Origin of the sequence: Methylobacterium sp. ap11 (assembly GCF_900110515.1) — a bacterium.
Classification (GTDB): Bacteria; Pseudomonadota; Alphaproteobacteria; order Rhizobiales; family Beijerinckiaceae; genus Methylobacterium; species Methylobacterium ajmalii.
Genome location: NZ_FOEB01000003.1, coordinates 245,158 through 264,855, shown reverse-complemented (window position 1 = coordinate 264,855; position 19,698 = coordinate 245,158). Strand labels below are relative to the sequence as shown.

Here is a 19,698-nt window from a genome sequence, read left to right as displayed (position 1 = left end):
CGGATCCGCGCAACCGGCACGGGGCCTGTGGTCCGATGAAACAGGAAGTGAGTTCGTCCCGGGATCGCGTCGAGGAGACGGGCCTGCCGGCGCTCGGCGCGGAGGCGCAACGACGCCTCGGACGGACGCTGCGGTCACTCTACGAGCGCACGGTGGACCGGCAGCCGATCCCTCTCGATCAGGTCGACCTGCTGCTGCGGCTGCGCCATCGCGAGCGCGAATTGTTGCGCCACCGCTGAACGGTCCGCCCAAGGCGGACGACGGGCGCCCGCTGAATGGGCGCTCTGCTGGACGGCGGAGCGTCGACAATGCCGGCGAACGCTGTTCTCGAGGATCCCCCCGGTGAAGAGGGGAGGGTGCGTCAGCGCCGCCGACGGTCGCGCACCCGCACCGGGACGAGAGCGGGCGCTTGCGCCCGGGCGCCGGCCACCGCGAGGGCGCCGGCGAGGCCGAGCGCCGTGAGGATACCGGTGATCACCATCGGCGAGGCCGTCAGAAGACCCGCCAGCAGGGCGAGCAGCACGAAGCCGGCACGCAGGGCATTGGAACGGATCATCATCAAGCCTCCATCCAGACGCCGGTGAGAACGTGTGGCGCGAAACCCGAGTTCCGCGCCGGCCTCGCCGGCCGTGCCATCCGAATGTGGGGTGTCCGAGGCGATTGCGCTACCTGCGACACGGTGGAACCTACGGTCAGGCTTGCCGTTATCTTGCCATGATCGGCCGCGGGCCGAGAGATCTGACAAGAGGGGTTACGCCATGCTGGGTTGGGCTGTCACTTTCCTCGTCGTGGCGCTGGTCGCCGCGCTGTTCGGCTTCGGCGGCATCGCCGGGACGGCCGTCGAGGCCGCCAAGCTTATCTTCTTCATCGCCGTCGTGCTCTTCGCCATCTCGGCCGTGGTCGGCCTGATGCGGGGTCGCTCGCCGACGCTGTGACGGCCGGGCTCCAGACGACCATGGGTCTCAGAGCCGACGATAAGCTTTGAACCGATGACGAGACCGAGCGCCGTCCCTCCCCGCGAGGGGCGGCGTTTCTCAGTCGGGTGTTCCGTTTGACGGGCACCGTGTCGCCTCGAAGCGGATACACCGCCCGGCGGATCACTCCTCGGCCGGCGTTCCGTCGGAAGCCGTCTCGTCCGGTATCTTGCCGTGCGGTGTCTTGCCGTCGCTGCGTTCGAGGCTGGCGAGGAGATCGAGGAAGCGGTCGGGAATCGGTTGCTGCATCATCTCGTCGTACATGGCGCGCAGGTGCGACCCGATGCGTCCCTGGACGCCGCGGTCGAGCGTGGGCTCGCCGGACCCGGCGGCGGGACCGTCCCCATCCTCCGGGGACTGATGGGACGACTGCGGACCGGGCACGCCCGAATCCTGCATCCCCTTGCCATCGTTCATACCATTCCCCTTCGCCCGTCCTGGACATGCGGACAGGGCGATGCCATGGCGCCCGGTATGCCGGGTCGCGCGCTTGCGGCGACAACGCGGGTCGAAGGAATCAGTTCCGCGCCGGTTCGGAACGAATGCGACGACGCGGCGTTGAAGGCACGAGGTCCGACGAGCGAAACGATAAGACCCGAGCGGAACGATAAGACCAAGGGGATCTGAATGTCGACAGCACAACTCGTGGTGCAGCACCTGCCTTACCTGCGTCGCTACGCGCGCGCCCTCACGGGCAGCCAGGTGGCCGGCGATGCCTACGTGGCGGCGACGCTCGAGACGCTCGTGAACGAGCCCGAGACCCTCGGGCGCAGCACCAACGTCAAGGCCGACCTGTTCCGCGTCTTCACCCGGATCTGGAACTCGCTCTCGGTCAACGGCCAGACCGACCAGACGCAGCACGACCTGCCGGCCGAGGTGCGGCTGGGCCAGATCACCCCGCTGCCGCGCCAGGCCTTCCTGCTCTCCTGCCTCGAAGGTTTCTCCGAGGAGGATGCCGCGACCATCCTGGGCGTCGACGTGTCGGAGGTCCGCGACCTGGTGGACGAGGCCGGCCGCGAGCTCGCCGCCGACATGGCGACCGAGATCCTCATCATCGAGGACGAGCCGCTGATCGCCATGGACCTCGAGGCCCTGGTGGAAGGCCTCGGCCACAACGTCACGGGTGTCGCCCGCACCCGCACCGAGGCGGTCAAGCTCGCCTCGACCAAGCGGCCGGGCCTGATCCTCGCCGACATCCAGCTCGCCGACGGCTCCTCGGGCCTCGACGCGGTGAACGACCTCCTGAAATCGTTCGAGGTGCCGGTGATCTTCATCACCGCGTACCCGGAGCGCTTCCTCACCGGCGAGCGGCCGGAGCCGGCCTTCCTCATCGCCAAGCCGTTCCAGCCCGCCAACGTCTCGGCGGTGATCAGCCAGGCGCTGTTCTTCCAGCAGAGCGCCCGTCGCCGCGAGGCCCGCGCGAGCGCGTGACGCCATAGCGCCGCCCCCGGGCGGCGCGGCCTTCCGAATTGCAGTCCCGGGCCCGCCGCGAGGCGGGTGCCGGGATTTCGTCGTTCTTGGGCGGCAAAGGGACGTTCGGACCGGTTGCCGGCATCAACGCCGGCCGCCCCATTCCCCCTGCTCCGGTCTCGTCCTCGCCGTGAGACCAACTGCTGTTGCGCCGGCAAGGGCGTCGCCGGGAAAAGCTGCCGGCCGCGGAGCGCCATCGATGCCGCCAAGGGGTCGGCTCGATCCGGCCCGCGTCATCGAACGGCCGGTCGACGCATGCGGGGGCGCGGCACAGGGCCGGGCCGCAGTCTCGGCGCCTTGCTTCGGCTAGACTTGAAACAGTGTGCCGTGGCCGTCCCAATACAAAAGAACGGGCCGGATCAGGATCCGGCCCGTTGGAAGAGTTTCCGGCCAATGCACAAGGGGAATGCGGGGAGGACCAGGTGGCCGGGTTGCCATATCAACGGGAATCCCACCGGAAAGGTTCCGACGCGGTGCGAGATCGTTCGTTTGTCGTTGCATGTGGCGAAAATACCCCGCCCGGAGCGGGGCGCCCGCCGCGTCCGGCTGGTTAACGAGCGGTTGCCGCGACGCATCGCCTTGTCGGCATGAACTGTCCCGGACAGGCACGTCGGCGGGAACTACTGCCGCTGGACGCGCGTTAAGGAAGCATTATCAAGCTTCGCCGCGAGGGCCACGCGTATGCTCCGCCCCCACTTCTTCTTCGGAATTACGGTTCCCGCCGCGTTCGTCGCGCTGGTCGGTCAGCCGCTGGTCCAGCACTCCGTCGAGGCCTTCGCCCGTCCGGCCGTCGAGCAGGCGGCGATCAAGGGCGACCGCCTCGGGCCGGTCCGTCCGGCCGCGAAGGTGCAGGTGCCGGTGGCGGTCGAGATCACCGGGCTCGGCGCCGCCAAGGTCACCCTGCGCAACGAGGCGGGCGACGTGGTCTACCAGGCCGACGCGCACCGCAACACGACGCTGGTCGCCCGCGACACCAGCATCCCGCAGGTCACCGTGCGCGAACGCGCCGGCGCCTCGGTGGCGCAGCGCGACGTCGGCCAGGCCGGCCAGGCGGTGCGCCGGATGCCGGAGGGCTGCGAGGGGGCGATCAGCGGCCTGGCCGGCCACGAGGCCCGCCGCCTGTTGCCGAGCCGCTGCCTTGCCGATGCCGGCGACGCGCTGCCGTTCCGCGTCGTGGCGCTCTGAGGCCCGACGCCCCTCTTCGATCACGGACTGCTCAATCATGACCGATCCGCGCGAATACGAGCTTCCTTCGCCCGAGCCGCTGCCCCTGGAGCGGGTCCACCGCGACGGGCAGGTCGAGCCGGACATCGATCGGCTCGCCAGCCTGCTGGCCGGCCTCACGGCAGTCCGGCCCGTCGACGACGTGATCTGCGCCGCTCTCGCGAGACGCAACCTCGTGGTCACGGCCCGTCCCCTCGCCGCCTGAGTTCAGGCTGCCATCGATCATACAACGACGCTCCCCGGGGACTATGCCCCTGGGAGCGTCGTCGTGCGTGCGGATGACGAAAGCGGCCCACGCTGATGCGCCGGAGGGGAAAGGCTCCCTCCGGCGCATGAGGATAGGTCTCGAACCGTCAATCGTGCCGATCGGGCCCCGTCCGGATCGATTGCGGACGCCCGGATCGGATCGACACGTCACTCGTCGGTGGCGCGTCCGCTGCCCGAGGCCTGTCCGCCCTTGCGGCCGGCCGACGAGGCCAGTTCGCGGTCCTGCGAGAAAGAGCGCTTCTCGGCCGGCACGCTGCGGCCGCCCTTGCTGGCAATCTCGCGCTGACGCTCCAGATCCATGGATGCGAAGCCGCGCTTCGAAGTCGAATTTCCGGTAGCCATGAGTGCCTCCTTGGCCGGTGTTCTCAGACCGAACAACCTTCAGCGGAAATGTTGGTTCCTGCCACGCATGCGAGGCAAGCCGTCGTGATGGTCCCGAAACGGGCCAGTACAGGCTCCGCCGCGAAGGGCCGGCGCCGGCCGGCCACTTGAGTCAACACGCCGCAGCCGAGGGGAAAGCTTGGCCTTGGAGACGGCCCGGGCCGGGAACCCGTCCGGCGGGCCGGCGTTCGCCCGGGACCCCGCGGCAGGCGGCTCCACCGCCGCCCTTCGCCGTCGAAAGCCCGTCCAGTCCGGAGACCCCGATGACCAACAGGACCATGGTGACCCGTGAGGCCGCCGCGCACCCCGAGACCGCCCCGGCCCCCAACCGGGACGCCGCGCCGGCGATGCCGGCCGAGGAGGGCAGCCCGCGACCGACCACGACCGAGGAGCCGGGCGACTCGCCCCAGCCCAACCGCCAGTTCGGCGACGAGCCGGTCGGCGGCCTGACCACGCGAAAAGAGCGACCGCGCAAGGATTAAAGCGCGACCCGGCCGGTGGGGCCGGCACGGCAGCGGTTCCCAGCCCCGCTCCGTCCCTCTACACAGGCAGGCGGGATGGGGCGGCGGACGATGAGCGGCGGGGCGGGAGCAGCGGAGGGCACGGCCGGCGGGATGGCCCGGGACGCGGGCGACCGCCCGGCCGGCGGCCGGGACGGGGATGATCGGGCGCCGCGCCGCGAGGCGATCCCCGCCAGGGCCGGGAACGACCCGGAGGCGGGCGACGCCTCCGGCGGCCTCGACCGCAGCCTGTTCCGCTACATCTGGCGGCACTCGAAGCGCGACCAGATCCTGATCTGCGCCGTCGTGCTCGCCTCGCTGCCGCTCTACTTCGCCTCCCTCGACCTGCCGCGCCGCATCGTCAACGAGGCGATCCAGGGCCACGCCTTCGAGAAGGGCAACGAGACCGCCAAGTTCCTGATCCTGCGCCTGCAGATGCCGGACTGGTTCGGCGGCGAGCGCATGCTGTTCTCCGGCTTCGACGTCGACCGGTTCGAGCTCCTGTTCGGCCTCTCGTCGATGTTCCTGCTGCTGGTGCTGATCAACGGCGCCTTCAAGTACTGGATCAACGTGGCCAAGGGGGCACTCGGCGAGCGCATGCTGCGGCGCCTGCGCTTCCAGCTGTTCTCGCTGATCATGCGCTTCTCGCCGGACGCGCTGCGCCACACCAAGGCCTCCGAGGTCGCCACCATCATCCGCGACGAGGTCGAGCCGATCGGCGGCTTCATCGGCGACGCCTACATCCTGCCGGCCTTCCTCGGCACCCAGGCCGCCACCGCGATGACGTTCATCCTGCTCCAGAACGTCTGGCTCGGGCTGCTCGCCGCCGGGGTGGTGGGGGTGCAGTTCGTGGTCATCCCGCGCCTGCGGCGCGAGCTCCTGCGCCTCGGGCGCCAGCGCCAGCTCGCCTCGCGCCGCCTCGCCGGCCGGGTCGGCGAGGTGGTGGACGGCATCGCGGCGGTGCATTCCAACGGGGCCGAGGCCTGGGAGCGGGCCGAGATCGGCCACCGCCTCGGCGGGTTGTTCGACCTGCGCCTGCGCATCTACCGGCGCAAGTTCATGGTCAAGTTCCTGAACAACCTGCTCGCCCAGATGACGCCGTTCCTGTTCTACTGCATCGGCGGCTACTTCGCGCTCAAGGGTCAGCTCAGTATCGGCCAGCTGGTGGCGGTGATCGCCGCCTATCGCGACCTGCCGCCGCCCTTGAAGGAGCTGATCGACTGGGACCAGCAGCGCCTCGACGTCCAGGTGAAGTACGAGCAGGTGCTGCAGCAATTCCTGCCCGAGCGCCTGCTCGGGCTCGATACGCCCGGCCGCGACGAGCCGCTGTGCGGGCGGCTGGCCGCCGAGGGCGTCGGCGTGCAGGAACCGCACGGGCCGGTGCTGACCAACGTCTCCCTCGCCCTGCCGCTGCCGGCGCTCGTCGGCATCGTCAGCGACGGCGGTCCCGCCGCCTCGACCTTCGCGCGGGTGCTGGCGCGCCGGACGGTGCCGACCTCCGGCCGGGTCACCCTCGAGGGCCACGACCTCGCCGACTGGGCGGGCGCCGCGCTGACCCGGCGCATCGCCTTCGCGGGCGTCGACCCGATCCTGTTCCCGGGGTCCCTGCGCGAGAACATCGTGTACGGCCTCAACCGCCGCCCGCCGGATTCCGCCGTGACCGACGCCAAGGCGCTCGCCGAGGCGCACCGCACCGGCAACCCGGTCGCACCGTTCCCGGCCGACTGGATCGACTACGCCCAGGCCGGCGTCGCCGATGCGGGCGAACTCGACGCGCTGATCCTCGACTGGCTCACCCGCATCGGCATGGGCGAGGAGGTGTACCGCTTCGGCCTCCTCGGCCAGGTCGATCCCGAGCGCCATCCCGACCTCGCCGCCCGGCTGATCGAGGCGCGGATCGCCTTCCGCGAGCGCCTGGCGGCGGAGGGGCACGCCCACCTCGTCGAGCCGTTCGATCCCGCCCGCTACAACCGGCAGGCGACGGTGGCGGAGAACCTGCTGTTCGGCGTGCCGACCACCACGGCGCTCACCGGCCGGGCGCTGGCCGAGCACCCGGTGGTCCGCGTCGTCCTCGATCGGACCGGGCTCGCCGACGACCTCGTCACCATGGGCGAGCGGATCGCCGCCACCATGCTGGAGATCTTCCGCGGCCTGCCGAGCGGGCATCCGCTGTTCGAGCAGTTCTCGTTCCTCTCCGCCGACGAGCTGCCGGAATACGAGGCGATCCTCGCCCGCCGCACCGCCACCGAGGCGTCGGCCGAGCGCCACGGCACCTCGACCTTCGAACGGCTCCGCCGGCGCTGGATCGGGCTGGGCCGCTACGGCTCGGCCGACGCGACCCGGCTCATCGCCCTGCCGCTCGCCTATATCGAGCCGCGCCACCGCCTCGGCCTCATCGACGACGCGTTCCGCGAGCGGCTGGTCGAGGCGCGGGGGGAGCTGCGCACCACCCTCGACGAAGCCGGCCTCGGCGGCGTCGACTTCTACGACCCCGACCGGGTCTGCGCGGCGGCCCCCTTGCGCGACAACCTGCTGTTCGGCCGCGTCAACCAGTCGGTCGCCGATGCCGTCGAGACCGTGACGAAGACCGGTACCGCCCTCGTCCAGGAGATGCAGCTCGCCCCCGCCATCACCCGGGTCGGCCTCGACCATCAGGTCGGTCCAGAGGGACGCTTCCTGTCGGGCAGCCAGCGCGCGGTGGTGAGCCTGGTCCGCGCCCTCGTGCGCCGGCCCGACCTCCTCGTCCTCGACGGCGCCCTCTCGCCGATGGGCGAGACCCGGGCCCGCACGGTCCTGGAGCTCCTGCTGGAGCGGTTCGGCCGCGAGAACAGCCTCGTGGCGGTGCTCCCCAACGACCGGGTGGCCGACCGCTTCGCCCTGGTGCTGCGGGCTGTCGGCACGCAGATCCACGGGCCGGAGGCGCCGCCGGCGCGGCAGGACGACGTGCCGCGGCAAGATGCGGCGGCGCGGCAAGACGCGGCAGCGCGGGAAGACGCGGCGGCGCGGGAATTGGCGCCCGCCGACGGCGGCGCCCTGGCGGACGGCCCGGAGCCCGGTGCCACCGATCCCGACCCGGAGGAGGCGCGCCGGGCCGAACGGGACGCCTTCGCCGGGGCCGATGCGCCCGGCGCGGGAGGCGGCGCTTCCGGCACCGGAAGCAGCGCTTCCGGCACCGGAAGCAGCGCTTCCGGCGGAGTGGTGCCGGCGGGGGCTGGCGTTGCGGCGCCGGCTGCGGCAGTCTCCCGGCGCGCCGACAACGAGACGGGGCCGGAACCGGCGCGCGTCGAGCAGGATGTGAAGGCATGACGCTTGAGACCGAGGTGCAGTCGCTGCGCCAAGTGCCGATGTTCCGCGAGGTGGACCCGGCCCGCCTGAAGCTCCTCGCCTTCACCAGCGAGCGGGTGCATTTCGCCGACGGCCAGCGTTTCTTCGACCGGGGCGACGCGGCGGACGCGGCCTACCTGATCCTGGAGGGCGAGGCGGCCGTCACCCTGGACGGGCCGCAGGGGCCGATCCGCCTGGCGCTGCTCGGCGCCAACGCCCTCGTCGGTGAGATGGGCATCCTGGCCGACCAGCCGCGCTCCGCCACCGTGACCGCGGTGGTGGCGACGACGGCGCTTCGCATCGACCGCCGGGTCTTCCTCGAGCTCCTGAGCCAGTTCCCGCAGATCGCCATCGCGGTGATGCGCGAACTCGCCCACCGCCTCGAGATGACCAACCAGCAGCTCGCTCAGACGCGGACCGGCTGACACGCTTTCCGGAAGATCCCTGCCGGAAAGCGATCGGTCGGGAGCCGTATGACACGACCGACGAGGCCGTCCCGCGAACGAGGCCGGCCCGGACAGTGATTCGGGGGGAGACCATGGACCTCGCAGCCGGCCTGAAGGGCCGCCACGTCCTCGTGACCGGGGCCTCGGGCGGCCTCGGCGACCATTTCGCCCGGCTCTGCGCGTCGTGCGGCGCCGCCGTCACGGTGGCGGCGCGGCGCAAGGAAAAGCTCGACGCCCTGGTGCGCGACCTCCTCGCCGCCGGTGCGCCGGAGGCCCGGGCGGTCGCCCTCGACGTCGCCGATCCGGATTCGGTGACGGCCGCCTTCGCGGCCCTGCACGCCCTGCCGGACGTGGTGGTCAACAATGCCGGCATCGCCGAGGGCGGGGCGGCGATCGACGTCGACATCGCGACCTTCGACCGGGTGATCGACACCAACCTGCGCGGCGTCTGGGCGATGTCCGTCACCGCGGCCCGGGCCTGGCGCGATGCCGGCCGCGGCGGCGTGATCGTCAACGTCGCGTCGATCCTCGGCCTCCGGGTTACCGGTGGGGTCGGGCCCTACACCGTGTCGAAGGCCGGCGTGGTGCAGATGACCCAGGCGCTCGGCCTCGAATGGGCGCGCTACGGCATACGGGTCAACGCGCTGGCCCCGGGCTATATCGGCACCGACATCAACCGCGAGTTCTTCGAGACGCCCCCCGGCCAGGCGATGCTCAAGCGCATCCCGATGCGGCGGCTGGGCCGCCCGGAGGACCTCGACGGCGCCTTCCTGCTGCTCGCGGGCGACGCCTCGGGCTGGATGACCGGCGCGACCCTGCCGGTCGATGGCGGCCACCTCGTCTCGGGGCTCTGATCCGCTCGCCTCAGTTCGTCAGCCGGACCTGCGCGAAGGTGTTGAACAGCTTCGTCATCGCATCGCCGATCGCGCCGGTCTTGCCCGCCTCCATGTAGAAGTCGCCGCTGGTCGCGCAGGCGGCGAGCTGGGACGGGATGTCGTCGAGGCGCGTGCCCCGGCCGCGGATCTGGCTCGGCTGGCCGAGGGTCGCGTTGTAGCCCCAGTCCCAGGTCATCGGCAGGTAGGGCGTGTAGATCACCCCGACCCAGACCGGCAGCTTGGCGCTGCCGCCCGGCGCCTTGAGGGCGGCGCATTGCGCCGGGTCGAACGGCGCGACGAGGGCGCGCTTCGGCACGTCCCAGGTCCAGGACCGGCCCGGATCGGCGACGCCGTCGGTCGCCAGGATCACGAGCTTTTTCGGCGTGGTGATGCCGTCGCCGCTCGGGCCCACCGCCTGGGTGAAGGCCGGCATGATGCCCGAAAACAGCGTCGCCCCCTCGCTCTCGCCCGAGGCGCTCGGCGTCTTGGGCAGGTTGCGGGCCACCTTGGACAGGTCGCTCGTCGGGTCGAGCACCTTGGTGAGCTGGGTGCTGAAGGCGTAGATCGCGACCCGCACCCGCTTGCTCGCCGCCTCCTGCCGGCGCAGCGAGGCGACGAAGTCGAGGATGCCCTGGTTCATCTCGTCGAGGCGTAGCGTGATGCCGTTCGCCTTGGCCCACTGGTAGCTGTCCAGGCTGGTGTTCTTCACCGGCTGGCCGTCGTGGCAGGCGAAGGCGCACCCGTTCAGGTTGGCCTGGAGCGCCGCGATATCGGCGCTCGTCGCCCCCAGCGCCATCGAGCCCGACACGTCGATCAGCAGGTAGACGTCGATCAGGGGCGACAGGTCGGCGCTGGCCTGCGACGCGCCGTCGTACGGCATCGCCGCGGTGCCGATGACCCCCATCAGGGTCGTCTTGGTCGAGGCGGCGTAGGTCCCCGAGACGGTGACGCTGCGGCCCGCCAGGGCGACGGTGAAGCGCGCCCGCGCCGCCGTGGCGGCGACCACCTTCGGGGCCACCGTGGCGAAGACCTGCGTGGCGGTGTCCATCCCGGCCTGGCGGATCGCGGAGTCCGACTGGCCCTTGGCATCCGCCGCCCGCACCGCCTGGGCGCCGGCCAGCACCGCGGCATCGAGGGCGGCGTCGAGGCGCGAGCGGTCCTGGCGCGAGCGGGCGAAGTCGAACCCGGCGCCGGCCAGGATCAGCAGCACCAGGAAGGTCAGGCCGACCAGCATCGCGACGCTGCCGCGCCGGTCGTGCCGGAAGGCCCGGATCGGCGTCGTCAGGGTGAGCGGGAGGGGAGGCAGGGGCATGATGAACCGACCGGGAGGCGTCCGCCATCCTGCCCCGGCGGGCGTTTCCCCGCCGTGAACGCGGTCGTCGAAATCCACCGCTCTACGATCGCGGGAGCGGGATCTTCTTGACCCTGAGTCAGTCTATCAGAAGGCTATGTTCGCCGCTGGCCGGCCTCACGCCGTCGGATAGGTGATGAACTCCAGAAGCGACCCGTCGGGATCGCGAAAGTAGACGCTGATGCCCTCGCCGACGGCCCCGCGGCGCGGCACCGGGCCGAGCTCGACCGGCACGCCGTGGCGTTCGAGATGGGCCGCCGCCTCCTCGATCGGGCCGGGCCAGCGGAAGCACAGGTCGCTGTTGCCGGGCGCCACCGGCAGCCGGGCCCGGGGCTCGCCGATCTGGCCAGGCCCGTGGCAGTTCAGCTGCACGCCGCCGAAGCGATAGGCGTAGCCCCGCCCGACCGGGATCACCTCGGCCCCGACCACGTCGCGGTAGAAGGCGGTCGAGCGCTCCCAGTCCGAGACGTGGATGACGCAATGGTCGAGGTGGATCGCCGGGGCGACGCCGGTCACCGGCGCGGCGGGCGCGAGGTCGGGAAGGGTCTCGGTGTCCGGCATCGCGGGCCTCCGGGCTTGTACGCGGTTCAAGGTCTTGCACGCGACTGAAGGTAACGCGGCGCCGGCGCCGGTGAACAGCGGGCCGGCGGGAAATGTCGCGCCACCGCGACGCTCCGGTCAGGCGCGCCAGAACGGCTTGAGGCTCTCCTGCCGCACCGTGTCGGGGTCGAGGCCGGTATCGCGCATCTGCGCGGGCGTCAGCGCGGCGAGGACCTGGCGGTCCCGGGCCCGCCGCCACCAGAGGCCGAGGAGGGTCGGGCGGGGCGGCCGAGGGCCTGAGACGGAATCGGGGAAGGGCAGGGAGAAGGCGGGCATGGGGGTCGATCCGAGCGGGGAGGGAGCAGTCCGGCCGGGATTGCGCCGCCAGGATTGTATCGATACGAATATCGGTGCAATCGAAACATTGCGCTCGGAGCAATGATGGCCGGACTCGACTATCGCGGGCTCGCCGACACGGTGGCGGCGGAGATCGCCGACGGGCGGCTGCGTCCGGGCGAGAGGCTGCCGCCGCAGCGCGACTTCGCCTATGCCCGCGGCATCGCGGTCTCGACGGCGAGCCGGGTCTATGCCGAGCTGGCGCGGCGCGGCCTCGTTCTCGGCGAGGTCGGGCGCGGCACATACATCCGCTCCGATCTCGGGGCCTCCGAGCCGATCCGCCCGGAGCCGCCGCCGGCCGCCCTCGACCTCCAGCGCACGATGTCCCGCCTGCCCGAGCAGGAGGCCCTGCTCGCCGAGACCCTGGCGGGGCTGGGGCGCGGCGCGGTCGAGGCGGCGCTGACCCAGTACGGCCCGGCCGGCACGCCGCAGGCGCGTGGCGTCGCCGCGCGCTTCCTGGCGCAGGACGGCTTCGCCCCCGATCCGCACGGGATCCTGTTCACCGGCAACGGGCGCCAGGGGCTCGCCGCCGCCCTGGCGATGCTGGCCCCGCCGGGGGAGCGCATCGGCTGCGAGCCGCTGACCTATCCGGTGGTCAAGGGCATCGCGGCGCGGCTCGGCATCGCCCTCGTGCCGCTGCCCCTCGACGGGGAGGGCGTGCGGCCCGAGGCCATCCTCCAGGCCCACCGCGCCGCGCCGCTGAGCGGGCTCTACCTCCAGCCGACGCTGCAGAACCCGCTCGGGGCGACGATGGGCCCCGGGCGCCGGGCGGAGATCGCCGCGGTCCTGGCGCGGACGGGGCTCACGCTCGTGGAGGATGCGGTCTACGGCTTCCTGCGCGACACCACGGCCATCGCCGCCCTGGCGCCCGAACGCACGATCCTGGTCGACAGCCTGTCGAAGCGCGTGATGCCGGGCCTGACCGTCGGGATGATCGTGAGCCCGCCCGAGATGACGGACCGCCTCGCGGCCTCGGTGCGCCAGGGCGGGTGGAGCGCCCCGGGGGTCGCGCTCGCCGCCGGCACGCGCTGGATGGAGGACGGCTCCGCCGCCCGGCTCGCCCGCGCCAAGCGGGCCGACGCGGCCGAGCGGCAGGCGATCGCCCGGGACCGCCTCGCCGGCCTGCCGGTGACGGGCGACGCGGCGGCCTATCACCTCTGGCTCACCCTGCCGGAGACGTGGCGGGCCGAGGCCTACGCTGCGGCGGCCCTGCGGCGCGGCATCGCCCTCATCCCGGCCTCCTCCTTCGCGGTCAGCCCGGGCCACGCCCCGAACGCCGTCCGGCTCGCCCTCGCGGCGCCGGCGCGGGACGACCTCGCGCGGGCGCTCGACGCGCTGCGCCGCCTCGCCCTCGCGGGGGACGATCAGGTGGTCGAGTAGGCGGCGCCTCCCGGCGGGCTCTCACTGCGCCAGGCGCACCGGCTGGTCCTTCGCCGGGCCGACGCCCGAGGGCACCGGCACGGCCGATGAGTTGTAGTTGGCGTTGATCATCAGGTTGGCGCTGCCGGAGGTGCGGATCGACTTGGCGACCACGACCGTCCAGGGCGACTGGTCGGCGATCTTGTTGCCGTATCCGCTCACCGTGAGGCTCGCATTCGGCAGGTAGATCGTGCCGACGATCTTGCGGGCGTTGTTGGTCGAGATGCCGAAATCGCCGTAATAGCTGCGGTCGGTGATCAGGGCGAAGCCCGCATAGGGCCCGCTCTTGCGGCCCTCGATCTCGAGCTTGGCCATGCCGATCACCTGGGCCGACAAGAGGCCCTTGAAGATCAGCACCACGTCGGTGCCGGTGATGGTGGACTGCCCGAGGAGGTTGAGGATCGGGCCGACGAAATAGTGCTCGCCGGGCTGGAGCACGATGTTCGTCATCCCCAGCAGGGTCAGCTCGCCGCAATGCACGCCGGGATTGAGGTAGGTGGTGCCGCTGCCGATGTTGATCGTGAGCAGGTCGTCGCACAGGAGCGGCACGTCGATGCGCATCTTGGCGAACGGGTCCGCCATCGTCGGGGCGTCGGTGACCGGGACCGGGCGGACCGGGCCGGTGGCGCTGCCCGCCGCCCGCACCTCGCCCGCCCACAGGGCCGTGCCCATCCCCGCCGACAGGTTGGCGTTGCTCTGCACGAGGCAGTCGTTGGCGGTGATCGCCGAGCTGCCGTCCAGGCCGACGGCGACCGGCGCGCCGAAGCCGGTGGAGTCCTGGGAGCCCAGCACGCAGAGCGGCTTTCGCGCGGTGCGGATCGCCGTCGCGCTGGCCTCGATGGTCCAGCCGCCCGGCGGCAGCATGTTGCGGAAGAACGAGGCCCGGTGCCCGGTCTGGCGCACCGTGACCGTGCGCGCCGCGGCGTCGATCGCGGCGGTCGACGTGATCGTCCAGCGCAACCGCAGGGCGGCGGCCATCCCGTCGGCGGCGAGGCGGGCGCGCTCCATCGTGGCGGCGGACTGGTCGACGCCGAACTCGCCCGCACCCTGGATCGCCGCGGCATCGACGTAGCTCTGGAGCTTCGACTTCGCCAGCATCACCTCCGAGACCTCGGCGACGCCCACTGCCGCCATTCCCAGGAGCGGCAGCAGCAGGCTCAGCACGACGATGACCGAGCCGCGCCGGCAGCGCCGGAAGCGGTCGAGGAGGAGCGGGGCGAGGTTCAGGCAGGCTTTCATCGGCGCGGCGGGCGGCCATCCAGGTTGTGGCCCGAAAAACTGCTATCGGCAGTTGTTTTTTCGGGTCTTACAACGTCGGCACGCCCCATCTCTGCCGCCGGAATCCGAACAAAAGCCTAACGCCGTTGCCCGGTTGCAAGCTTACGGGGTTAGTTGCAGCTCGGACTTGTGTCCTGGGTCCCGGATCCGGCGCGGCACAGGTTCGCCGCGCCGGGTTATCTCTGGGTCAGCCGGCGACGTCGTGCTCGATCGCCCCGAAGATCGAGTGCCCGCCGGCATCCTTCATCTCGACCCGCAGGCGATCGCCCGCCGCGAGGTAGGGCGTGCGCGCCCAGCCGCCGGTCAGGGCCTCCGCGGCCCGCGCCTCGGCGAGGCAGGCATAGCCGACCCCGCCCTCGGCAACGGCCCGGCCCGGACCGCCGTCGATGCCGCGGTTCGAGACCGGGCCGGCGCTGACCAGGGTGCCGGCGCCGATCGGCCGGTCGCGCGCCGCCTCCGCCACCAGGGCGACGAGGCCCTGGGCCAGGTCGGCGCCCGCCTCCGGGCAGCCGAGCGCCTTGCCGTTGCGGCTCACCAGGAGCGGTCGGTGGAGCGCGCCCTCGCGCCAGACGGTCCCGAGCTCGTCGGGCGTCACCGCCACCGGGGCGAGGCTCGCGGCGAGCGCCGGCGCCACGGCGCCGTCGAGGTCGAGTCCGTCGGGCCGCAGCCGGTCGTGGCGGATCACCTCCGCCACCAGCGTCACCAGCCGGATCGCGCCCTCGGCCTCGCCCGCCCCGGCGCCCCGGGGCAGGTCGCCGGTGATCACCGCCAGCCCCGCCGAGAGGTCGAGGGAGGCCGCCGGGTCGTCGGCGACCAGGGTCTCGCGGGGGGCGAGGAACCCGTCCGAGGGGGCGTGGCGCAGGCGGCCCGCCTCGCTCCCCGCCGCCTCGGCGCCGGCGGCCTGGCGCAGCAGGGCCGGATAGCCCGGCCAGGCGGCGGCGTGCCGGCGGGCATAGGCGCGGGGCAGGGGGGCGACGCAATCGTGCTCGTGGAAGCGGAACGACGGCACCGAGCCGTGCTCGAGCTGCTCGGCGAGGGCGGCGAGCGCCGGGGCGTAGCGCTCCCAGTCATCGAGGGCCTGCTGGAGCGTCGGCACCACGATGAAGGCGTCGGTGGCGCGGGTCAGGTCGCGCGAGACCACGACGAGGCGGCCGTCGCGGCCGTGCTTGAGGCTGGCGAGCTTCATTCGGCGTCCCTCCTGTCGCCCGCTGTTGCGGGCGTTCGAGCCTGCCGAAACGGCAGGCCTGCGGCCCTGTTCGTCGGGCACGTCGGTCATCATGGACCGCCCCGGCCGCGGAGGCTACGGCCGGGGTCGAGCTTCCCTTATGTCAGATCGCCCCGTGGACGAGGCCGTGGATGAAGCCGAGCTTGGCGATGACCGGCGGCGCCAGCACGAAGGGGTAGAGGTCGCCCTGGCCCATCGCCCGGTTGACGCTGTTCAGCGCGAACACGAAGGGCAGCCAGGCCGCCACGATCTGCTCGATGCTCTGCGCCTCGTAGGGATCGAAGTCGATCCGCGCCGCGAGCTCGCCGTTGGCGTCGAGGAGCGGGTGGACCTGCATGCCGAAGGCGCTCGCCATCTCCAGCGTGTCGACGATGTGCAGGTAATGCGCCCAGGTCTCGGCGAAGTCCTCCCACGGATGGGTGGTGGCGTAGGCCGAGACGTGGGTCTCCTGCCAGTTGGCCGGGGTGCCCTGCTCGTAGTGGCGCTGGAGCGCCGCGTTGTAGTCCTGCGAATCGTCGCCGAACACCGCCCGGCAGGCGTCGAGCCGCCCGGCGTCGCGCACCAGGATGTCCCAGTAATGGTGCCCGACCTCGTGGCGGAAATGCCCGAGCAGCGTGCGGTAGGGCTCGCCCATCTCGCGCCGCCGCTTCTCGCGCTCGGCATCGTCGGCCTCGGCCAGCGCGATCGTGATGACGCCGTTGTCGTGCCCGGTCATCACCTTCGGGCCCTGGTTCTCCGGCGGGTCGGCCAGGAAGTGGAAGATCAGCCCGTGCTCCGGGTCCTCGGCCCGAGTCTTCAGCGGCAGGTTCCAGCGCAGCAGGGTGTAGAACAGCCGGTGCTTGGCGAACTCCAGCTCGCGCCACTTGGCGAGGTATTCCGGGTTCGAGACGTCGGGAATCGTGCCGTTGTGCCGGCAGGCGAGGCAGAAGGCGTCCCCGGATCCCGGCGGCACCAGCCAGTTGCAGGCATCGTGCACCGCGTTGGCGCAGAACCGGCTCGGCCGCTCCGGCACCGCGAGCGGGCTCCAGTCCTCGCCCCCGGCCGGCGCGAGCGCCGAGAGCGTGCGGGTCTCGGGCAGGTAGGCCAGGGTGTGGCCGCAGCGCTGGCAGGTCCGATTCTCGAAGTACAGGATGTTGCCGCAGGACTGGCACTGGAACAGTTTCATCGGGCTCTCCACCGGGCGCGACCGCCCGCCGCACGGTGCAACGAACGTGCTAGGGGGGCGGGGGTTGCGGCGGGCCCGCCGCGTTGCGCGGGCCGAGGGTCTGCCTTCGGTCGTGAGACCGGGGGCATGAGGACGATCATGATGGATGCGAGCGCCGAGCTGGACGAGCCGATCCCCTACATGGCGCGCACGCGGGCCTATTACGGGGCGCTGGGCTACCCGCCCTACCATTGGGCGCATCCCGGCGACGTGCCCTTCGCCTCTCTCGGCAAATCCCTCGGCGAGAGCTGCATCGCCCTCGTCACGACGGCGGCGCCCTACCAGCCGGACAAGGGAGACCAGGGGCCGCGCGCGCCCTATAACGGCGCGGCCAAGTTCTTCTCGGTGTACTCGGCCCCGGCGGACGGGAGCCCGGACCTGCGCATCGCCCACATCGCCTACGACCGCGACCACACGCGTGCGGACGATCCCGGCACCTACTTCCCGCTCGCGGCCCTGAAGGCGGCCGCCGCGGCGGGACGGATCGGGCGCGTCGCGGCCCGCTTCCACGGCCTGCCGACGAACCGCAGCCAACGCACGACGAGCGCGGTCGACGCGCCGGAGCTCCTCGCCCGGATCCGCGCCGATGGGGCGGATGCCGCGATCCTGGTGGCGAACTGCCCGGTCTGCCACCAGTCGCTCGTGCTCGCCGCCCGGGTGCTCGAAGCCGCCGGCATCGCCACGGTGCTAATGGGCTGCGCCAAGGACGTCGTCGAGCATTGCGGCGTGCCGCGCTTCCTGTTCAGCGACTTTCCCCTCGGCAACGCCGCCGGCCGGCCGCACGACCCCGCCTCGCAGGAGGCGACGCTGCGCCTCGCCCTCGCGCTCCTCGAATCGGCCGTGGCGGCGCGCACGACGGTGCAGTCGCCCCAGATCTGGCGTCCCGATCCGTCCTGGAAGGCGGATTACGCGAGCCTCGCTCGCCTCTCGCCCGAAGAGATCGCGCGCCGCCGCGCGGAGTTCGAGGGCGAGAAGCACCGGGCGCGGCCCGGGCGCGGGGCGTCCGGACCGGCAGCCTCCTGACGATCGGGTCCATCCCGACGGGACCACCGTCTCGGTCCGGTGCGGCAGCGCCCACCCCCCATGCCTTCGAGGCCCTCACACCCCACCCCCGAAATCCCCTATCACCGTACCGCGAACACGAACCGGGCCGTCAGATGCCCGTGCGACGAGGAGATGCCGATGGCGATGAACGGGGCCGAGAGCCTGGTGCGCACCCTGGTGGCGGGGGGCGTCGAGGTGTGCTTCACCAATCCGGGCACCTCGGAGATGCACTTCGTCGCCGCCCTCGACCGGGTCGAGGGGATGCGGGCGGTCCTGTGCCTGTTCGAGGGCGGCGCCACGGGCGCGGCCGACGGCTACGCCCGCATGGCCGACAAGCCGGCCTCGACGCTGCTCCATCTCGGGCCCGGCCTCGGCAACGGCATCGCCAACCTGCACAACGCGCGCCGCGCCCGCTCGCCGCTGGTCAACATCGTGGGCGAGCACGCCACCTACCACCGCACCTTCGACGCGCCGCTCACCTCCGACATCGAGGGGCTGGCCGGTCCCGTCTCGGCCTGGGTCCGCACGGGGATGAGCGCCAAGGCGGTAGCGGCGGACGGGGCCGACGCGATCGTCGCCGCCCGCACGGCACCCGGCGGCGTCGCCACCCTGATCCTGCCCGCCGACACCGCCTGGGAGGAGGGGAGCGGCATCGCCCCCCTGCCGGCGATGCCTGCGCGCCCGCGGGCGAGCGACGAGGCGATCGCGCACGCGGTCGCGGCGCTCCGCAGCGGCGAGCCGGTGCTGCTCCATCTCGGCGACCGGGCGGTGCGCGACGAGGGCCGGCGGATCGCCGAGCGGATCGCGAGGAAGACCGGGGCGAAGCTGCTCGCCATGACGTCGAACGCCCGCATCGACCGGGGTGCGGGCACGGTGCCGATCGAGCGCCTGCCCTATCCGGTCGATCCGGCCCGCGAGGTATTGGCGCCCTACAAGCACGTCATCCTCGTCGGCGCGACCCTGCCGGTGGCGTTCTTCGCCTATCCGGGCAAGCCGAGCGCGCTCGCCCCGCCGACCTGCGACGTCTTCGCGCTGGCCACCCCGGAGCAGGACCAGGTCGACGCGCTCGCGCGCCTCGCCGAGGCGGTCGGCGCGCCGGCCGAGGTGCCGGTGCCCGCCGGCCCCCGACCGGAACTGCCGGGGGAGGGGCGCCTCGACCAGGATTCAATCGCCCGGGTGCTCGGCGCGCTGATGCCCGAGGGCGCGATCGTCTGCGACGAGTCGGTCACGACCGGGCGCAACTTCTTCCCCGCCACGCATGCGGCGGCGCCCCATACCTGGCTCCAGCTCACCGGCGGCTCGATCGGCCTCGGCATCCCGATGGCGACCGGCGCGGCGGTGGCCTGCCCGGACCGCAAGGTGATCTCGCTCCAGGCCGACGGCAGCGGCCTCTACACCGCCCAGGCGCTGTGGACCCAGGCGCGCGAGCGCCTCGACGTGGTGACGCTGATCTGGTCGAACCGCTCCTACGCGATCCTGCGCCACGAGCTGACCAATGTCGGCGCCAATCCGGGCCGCAAGGCGATCGACATGCTGACCCTCGACGACCCGCCGATCGACTGGGTCAGCCTGTCGAAGGGCTACGGCGTCGAGGCGCGTCGGGTCGAGACCCTGGCGGCGTTCGTCGACGCCCTGAAGGGCGCGCTCGCCCGCCGCGGCCCGTTCCTGATCGAGGTAGCGCTAACCTGACGCCGGGCCGCGCGGATCCTCCGTCCCGGCCGGCGCGAATCGCGATAGCGAGCCGGCTCGGTTTAACGGTCTGGAAGTCGCACGCCCGATA

Annotated in this window: 21 protein-coding genes; 12 read left to right on the top strand and 9 right to left on the bottom strand. The window is 72.3% G+C overall.

The genetic code is table 11. The features are described from left to right. The first annotated feature begins 47 nt into the window (after positions 1-47). Positions 48-239 carry a hypothetical protein gene (locus BMX97_RS05805; RefSeq protein WP_244538300.1) on the top strand — a complete coding sequence of 64 codons (192 nt, stop codon included), beginning with the start codon at positions 48-50 and terminating at the stop codon, positions 237-239. Positions 240-361: 122 nt separating this feature from the next. Here the strand turns inward: BMX97_RS05805 and BMX97_RS05800 are convergent, their stop codons facing one another. Continuing rightward, positions 362-559 carry a hypothetical protein gene (locus BMX97_RS05800; RefSeq protein ID WP_091746543.1) on the bottom strand — a complete coding sequence of 66 codons (198 nt, stop codon included), beginning with the start codon at positions 557-559 and terminating at the stop codon, positions 362-364. A 199-nt stretch (positions 560-758) separates the two neighbouring features. Here BMX97_RS05800 and BMX97_RS05795 point away from each other — a divergent pair, with 199 nt between their 5' ends. Next, a complete protein-coding gene (locus tag BMX97_RS05795) occupies positions 759-935 on the top strand; it encodes a DUF1328 domain-containing protein (RefSeq protein ID WP_091746540.1) in 177 nt (58 codons plus the stop codon). 162 nt (positions 936-1,097) lie between these two features. Here the strand turns inward: BMX97_RS05795 and BMX97_RS05790 are convergent, their stop codons facing one another. Then, positions 1,098-1,373 (bottom strand): NepR family anti-sigma factor, encoded by a 276-nt coding sequence (locus BMX97_RS05790; protein WP_091747027.1) that lies wholly within the window; start codon positions 1,371-1,373, stop codon positions 1,098-1,100. Between the two features lie 228 nt (positions 1,374-1,601). Between BMX97_RS05790 and BMX97_RS05785 the strand changes: the two genes are divergently transcribed. From BMX97_RS05785 to BMX97_RS05775, 3 genes are all read left to right on the top strand, one after another. Continuing rightward, positions 1,602-2,405: a response regulator gene (locus tag BMX97_RS05785; protein ID WP_060847017.1), complete on the top strand. Its 804-nt coding sequence runs from the start codon at positions 1,602-1,604 to the stop codon at positions 2,403-2,405. A 720-nt stretch (positions 2,406-3,125) separates the two neighbouring features. Then, positions 3,126-3,629 (top strand): hypothetical protein, encoded by a 504-nt coding sequence (locus BMX97_RS05780; RefSeq protein WP_091746537.1) that lies wholly within the window; start codon positions 3,126-3,128, stop codon positions 3,627-3,629. A 37-nt stretch (positions 3,630-3,666) separates the two neighbouring features. Then, positions 3,667-3,873, top strand: a complete 207-nt coding sequence (locus BMX97_RS05775; RefSeq protein ID WP_091746534.1) for a hypothetical protein — start codon at positions 3,667-3,669, stop codon at positions 3,871-3,873. A 209-nt stretch (positions 3,874-4,082) separates the two neighbouring features. Here the strand turns inward: BMX97_RS05775 and BMX97_RS05770 are convergent, their stop codons facing one another. After that, on the bottom strand, positions 4,083-4,277 hold the full coding sequence (locus BMX97_RS05770) for a con-10 family general stress protein (RefSeq protein ID WP_048429096.1): 195 nt from the start codon (positions 4,275-4,277) through the stop codon (positions 4,083-4,085). A gap of 302 nt (positions 4,278-4,579) precedes the next feature. Between BMX97_RS05770 and BMX97_RS05765 the strand changes: the two genes are divergently transcribed. The 4 genes from BMX97_RS05765 (at position 4,580) to BMX97_RS05750 (ending at position 9,440) form a co-directional block, all read left to right on the top strand. Further along, positions 4,580-4,798 carry a hypothetical protein gene (locus BMX97_RS05765; protein ID WP_091746531.1) on the top strand — a complete coding sequence of 73 codons (219 nt, stop codon included), beginning with the start codon at positions 4,580-4,582 and terminating at the stop codon, positions 4,796-4,798. 132 nt (positions 4,799-4,930) lie between these two features. After that, entirely contained in the window at positions 4,931-8,122 is a 3,192-nt protein-coding gene (locus BMX97_RS05760; protein ID WP_091746528.1) for an ABC transporter transmembrane domain-containing protein, read from the top strand. After that, on the top strand, positions 8,119-8,565 hold the full coding sequence (locus tag BMX97_RS05755; protein WP_091746525.1) for a Crp/Fnr family transcriptional regulator: 447 nt from the start codon (positions 8,119-8,121) through the stop codon (positions 8,563-8,565). Before BMX97_RS05760 ends, BMX97_RS05755 begins: the two co-directional genes overlap by 4 nt. A gap of 113 nt (positions 8,566-8,678) precedes the next feature. Next, the gene (locus BMX97_RS05750) at positions 8,679-9,440 is read left to right on the top strand and encodes an SDR family NAD(P)-dependent oxidoreductase (RefSeq protein ID WP_091746521.1); all 762 of its coding nucleotides are present in this window, start codon (positions 8,679-8,681) and stop codon (positions 9,438-9,440) included. 10 nt (positions 9,441-9,450) lie between these two features. Here the strand turns inward: BMX97_RS05750 and BMX97_RS05745 are convergent, their stop codons facing one another. The 3 genes from BMX97_RS05745 to BMX97_RS05735 form a co-directional block, all read right to left on the bottom strand. Next, entirely contained in the window at positions 9,451-10,773 is a 1,323-nt protein-coding gene (locus BMX97_RS05745; protein ID WP_091746518.1) for a pilus assembly protein, read from the bottom strand. A gap of 156 nt (positions 10,774-10,929) precedes the next feature. Continuing rightward, positions 10,930-11,373: a VOC family protein gene (locus BMX97_RS05740; protein ID WP_091746515.1), complete on the bottom strand. Its 444-nt coding sequence runs from the start codon at positions 11,371-11,373 to the stop codon at positions 10,930-10,932. Between the two features lie 117 nt (positions 11,374-11,490). Next, positions 11,491-11,688, bottom strand: coding sequence for a DUF1127 domain-containing protein (locus BMX97_RS05735; protein ID WP_091746512.1), 198 nt, complete (start codon positions 11,686-11,688; stop codon positions 11,491-11,493). Between the two features lie 105 nt (positions 11,689-11,793). On the opposite strand from BMX97_RS05735, the gene BMX97_RS05730 reads away from it, so the two are divergent. Continuing rightward, positions 11,794-13,128: an aminotransferase-like domain-containing protein gene (locus tag BMX97_RS05730; protein ID WP_091746509.1), complete on the top strand. Its 1,335-nt coding sequence runs from the start codon at positions 11,794-11,796 to the stop codon at positions 13,126-13,128. 21 nt (positions 13,129-13,149) lie between these two features. On the opposite strand, the gene BMX97_RS05725 is transcribed toward BMX97_RS05730, so the two are convergent. The 3 genes from BMX97_RS05725 to BMX97_RS05715 form a co-directional block, all read right to left on the bottom strand. Next, the gene (locus BMX97_RS05725; RefSeq protein WP_091746506.1) at positions 13,150-14,406 is read right to left on the bottom strand and encodes a pilus assembly protein TadG-related protein; all 1,257 of its coding nucleotides are present in this window, start codon (positions 14,404-14,406) and stop codon (positions 13,150-13,152) included. A gap of 226 nt (positions 14,407-14,632) precedes the next feature. After that, positions 14,633-15,631, bottom strand: coding sequence for a fumarylacetoacetate hydrolase family protein (locus BMX97_RS05720; RefSeq protein ID WP_091746503.1), 999 nt, complete (start codon positions 15,629-15,631; stop codon positions 14,633-14,635). A gap of 142 nt (positions 15,632-15,773) precedes the next feature. Beyond that, entirely contained in the window at positions 15,774-16,835 is a 1,062-nt protein-coding gene (locus BMX97_RS05715) for a zinc-binding metallopeptidase family protein (RefSeq protein WP_091746500.1), read from the bottom strand. 126 nt (positions 16,836-16,961) lie between these two features. Here BMX97_RS05715 and BMX97_RS05710 point away from each other — a divergent pair, with 126 nt between their 5' ends. Both BMX97_RS05710 and BMX97_RS05705 read left to right on the top strand, forming a co-directional pair. Continuing rightward, positions 16,962-17,897, top strand: a complete 936-nt coding sequence (locus BMX97_RS05710) for a glycine reductase (RefSeq protein ID WP_091746497.1) — start codon at positions 16,962-16,964, stop codon at positions 17,895-17,897. 159 nt (positions 17,898-18,056) lie between these two features. Next, positions 18,057-19,607 (top strand): acetolactate synthase large subunit, encoded by a 1,551-nt coding sequence (locus tag BMX97_RS05705; protein ID WP_091746494.1) that lies wholly within the window; start codon positions 18,057-18,059, stop codon positions 19,605-19,607. Positions 19,608-19,698: the final 91 nt, after the last annotated feature.